The sequence below is a fragment of the Arthrobacter agilis genome (genome assembly GCF_002953615.1).
Taxonomy (GTDB): domain Bacteria; phylum Actinomycetota; class Actinomycetes; order Actinomycetales; family Micrococcaceae; genus Arthrobacter_D; species Arthrobacter_D agilis_B.
On the sequence record NZ_CP024915.1, the window covers coordinates 3,365,873 to 3,368,662 of the forward strand.

The 2,790-nt window shown below is 71.4% G+C and carries 3 protein-coding genes; 1 reads left to right on the plus strand and 2 read right to left on the minus strand.

The features are described from left to right. Nucleotides 1-411 precede the first annotated feature (411 nt). Nucleotides 412-795 (minus strand): hypothetical protein, encoded by a 384-nt coding sequence (locus tag CVO76_RS16550; protein WP_208740167.1) that lies wholly within the window; start codon nt 793-795, stop codon nt 412-414. Between the two features lie 151 nt (nt 796-946). Here CVO76_RS16550 and CVO76_RS16555 point away from each other — a divergent pair, with 151 nt between their 5' ends. Further along, complete coding sequence (locus CVO76_RS16555) at nt 947-2,317, plus strand: dihydrolipoyl dehydrogenase family protein (RefSeq protein ID WP_208740168.1); 1,371 nt, start codon at nt 947-949, stop codon at nt 2,315-2,317. A gap of 35 nt (nt 2,318-2,352) precedes the next feature. Here CVO76_RS16555 and CVO76_RS16560 read toward each other — a convergent pair. Next, a partial coding sequence (locus CVO76_RS16560) for a nitroreductase (protein ID WP_208740169.1) occupies nt 2,353-2,790 on the minus strand: 438 nt, incomplete at its 5' end.

The following is a 2,790-nucleotide window of genomic DNA, read 5'->3' on the forward strand; positions in this document are numbered from 1 at the left end:
GCTCGCCCCCGCCGCAGGCCAGACGAGGGCCAGGCCCGGCGCGTCGAGCATGGTGTGGCGGCCGGTCAGGGCCGCCGCCGCGAGCATCAGGGCGAACAGGACGTGGAGGGACGCCGGCGACAACGCTGCCAGCCTTCCTGAGACCCCCTGCATCCGCTCCTCGCCCATGCCACTACCTGTTCAGAAATGAGATCCGTGCTGCCGGATCGGACCAGAACCGGCGGGACGTGGCTGTGAGACGAGCCACTCCGGAACTCAGCTTACTTGCTGTCCACCACTTGCCGTGCGCTTCGACCCGCCGCCCCGCAACCGTCACCGGTCCGTGCCGCGAACGACCGGCGCTGGTCGGGCAGCGTGAACACGTGCAGCGGCAGGGCGTCCGCCGGGGCTCCCGCATCGATCATGGTCCCGTCACCCCGTCGGGGAGTCACCGAGGGAGGCCCCACCCGTCAACCAGGCGATCGCCTCCGCCTCGTTCGTGAAGTACCGGCTCGGGGTCACCGAGCGGTAGTTGAAGGCGGTGAGCACCCTGCCCACGTCATCCACGCCGACCACGCCGGTCCGGCACGAGCAGTCGTCCTCGATGAGCAGGTGCCGGGCTTCCGCGGTGATCGCATCGACGAGTCCGATGTTCACCAGGAGCGGCCGTCTCCCGGCGGGCGATGCGGCCGTCACGGCCGCCGTCGTCGAGCGGACGTCGTCTCCTCCGATCGTGACACCCGCGGCCCACCGCAGGCGCAGGAAGGCGCCGTCGTCCGTGAGCGTGTAGCGGAGCTCCCCAGCATCCCCAGCCATGTCGATCCATTCGTGTCGTACCCGAGGTCCTGATCCTAGGCGCAGGAGCGTGCCCGGGACAGCACCGCACCGCCACCGCGCACGCGCATTGTGGGCCCGTACGTATCCGGTGGAGGATGGGAGGCGCCACCACCGACCGAAGGAGCCTTCCATGGACCACGAGTTCGATGTCCTCGTCATCGGCGGCGGACCTGCCGGCATGGCGGCCGCCACACGCGCGGCCGAACTCGGCGCGCGCACCGCCGTCGTCGAACGCTCCGCGCTCGGCGGCACGTGCGTGAACTCGGGCTGCGTCCCGACGCGCGTCCTGGCGAAGACCGCCCGGCTGTTCCGGGAGGTCCGCACCGCGTACGACTACGGGATCGTCGTGGACGAACCGTCCGTCGACTGGGCCAGGACGGTCGACCGCGTGCGCACCACGGTGGCCCGGGTCCTCGACGCCAAGGGCTACGGAGCCACCATGGAGCGCCTCGGCATCGAACTGATCGAGGGCGACGCCGAGCTCACCGGCGACCACGGCGTGGTCGTGGGTGACCGCCGGCTCACCGCGGCGTCGATCATCCTCTGCATCGGCGGCAGCGGGCGTCGGCTGCCCGTCGAGGGCGCCGAGTACGCCGTCCTGCCGCACGAGGTGCTGGGCCTCGAGAGCCTGCCCGGAAGCGTGGCCATCATCGGAGGCGGGCACACCGGGGCGCAGATGACCACCATCTTCGACGCGATGGGCTCCCGGGTCCTCCTGCTGGACCTCGCGCCACGCATCCTGATGACGGAGGACGAGGACGTCGCCGCGGCCGTCACCGGGAGCTTCACGGGCAAGGGCGTCCAGGTGGAGACGGGCATCGGGGGGATCGACAGCATCCGGAAGGAGGCCGACGGCCTCACGCTCACCTGGACGCGCGACGGCGAGCCGCTGGCCCGCACGGTGGACGCCGTCATCATGGCGGCCGGCTGGCCCGCCAACCTCGCCGGGCTGGGCCTCGAGGCGGCGGGCGTCCGGACCGCACGATCCTTCATCCCAGTGGACGAGTACCTGCGCTCCAGCGTTCCGCACATCTTCGTGGCGGGTGACGCCAACGGCACGAGCATGCTGGTGCAGGCGGCCGTCTTCGAGGGTGAGACCGCGGCCGAGAACGCGGTGCTCGGCGCCACGCGCACCACGCCGCACCACCTGCTGCCGGAGGGCGGCTTCACGGATCCGGACTACGCAGGCGTGGGGCTGACCGAGACGAAGGCGAGGGAGCGCGACGCCGAATGCCACGCGGTCTCCGTGCCGTACGCGGTCGTCGAGCGGCCCATCATCGACGACCGCGAGCAGGGATTCCTCAAACTCGTGATCGACCGGCGCCGCGAGCTGATCCTCGGTGCGCATGCCGTCGGTGAGAACGCGGTGGAGGTCATCACCGCGGTGGCGTCCGCGATGGCGGCGGGCACCGACCTCGCCACGCTGGCCCGGGTGAAGTTCGCCTACCCCACGTACAGTGCCGTGATCGGGCATGCCGCACGGGCCGCACTGCGCGGCTGACGGGTGGGTCCGCGCCGACGGGACGCGGAACCCCGCTAGCTGCGGAGCAGCACCAGCTCGTCCAGCGGAAGGCGCGTCCGCGGTGCGGTCTCCCGCTCCGCCAGGGCGCCGGGAAGCTTGCCTGCCTCGTCCACCGTGCCGACGGCCGTGATCGTCAGGGGCTTCAGGTTGTCGGCCAGGTCGAAGGCCGCCACCACCCTGTCCCACTCCACCCCTGCCATCTGATGGGTCGCCAGCCCCTCGGCCTGCGCCTGCACGCTCAGGTGCGCGATGGCCTGGCCGAGGTCGTACTCGGCGTAGGGACGCAGATCGCCCTCCACGGACGATGTCTCGGCGATGCCCACGACCAGTACCGAAGCGTTGTGGGCCCAGGCGGCGTTGAATCCCACGAGGGCCGAGACGATCGTCTCGAACGCGTGGGTCCCGCGCCGGGCGACGATGAAGCGGCGGGGCTGGTTGTTGCTCGCGGACGG

Excerpts from the sequence above, each read along its gene's own strand:
- CVO76_RS16550 (WP_208740167.1), bottom strand. The coding sequence starts at position 795 with ATGGCTGGGGATGCTGGGGAGCTCCGCTACACGCTCACGGACGACGGC.
- CVO76_RS16555 (WP_208740168.1), top strand. The coding sequence starts at position 947 with ATGGACCACGAGTTCGATGTCCTCGTCATCGGCGGCGGACCTGCCGGC.